The 619-nt window shown below is 44.6% G+C and carries 1 protein-coding gene; it reads left to right on the top strand.

Translation table 11 applies throughout. The features are described from left to right. Nucleotides 1–619 (top strand): reverse transcriptase domain-containing protein (locus HOLDEFILI_RS18075; RefSeq protein WP_006061402.1); only part of this gene is annotated, 619 nt, incomplete at both ends.

Here is a 619-nt window from a genome sequence, read left to right on the forward strand (position 1 = left end):
TAAAGATCGGTGGATAGAACAAGCGGTATGCCAAGTGTTAACCCCCATCTTTGAAAAGGAATTCTCAGAAAACAGCTACGGATTCCGCCCGGGAAGAAAAGCGGAACAAGCGGTAATTAAAGCACTGGAATTCATGAATGATGGGTATGACTGGATCGTAGATCTGGACCTTTCCAAATTCTTCGACAATGTGAATCAGGATATTCTGATGATCTTGGTTCACAAGGTGATCAAGGACCCGGATACAGAATCCTTAGTAAGACGAATCTTACAGGGAGGTGTACTGGTAGAAGGTACTTATGAAGAAACGAAGATCGGAACAGCACAAGGATCTCCGATCAGCCCACTTCTGGCGAACATCTATCTGAATGAGTTTGACAAAGAGCTAATGTCGAGAGGGCTGCGTTTTGTACGATATGCGGATGATTGTATAATCTGCGTAAAAAGCGAAGCGGCAGCGAATCGAGTCATGAGCTCAGTGACAAAATGGTTAACAGAACACCTGCGTGTAGAAGTGAACGCGACAAAGACGAAAGTAGCCAGACCGAAGGAGATCAAATATCTGGGATTCAGCTTCTACCAGAAGAATGGAGAATGGAAGCCGAAACCCCATATCAAA

Source organism: Holdemania filiformis DSM 12042, from assembly GCF_000157995.1.
Taxonomy (GTDB): Bacteria; Bacillota_I; Bacilli_A; order Erysipelotrichales; family Erysipelotrichaceae; genus Holdemania; species Holdemania filiformis.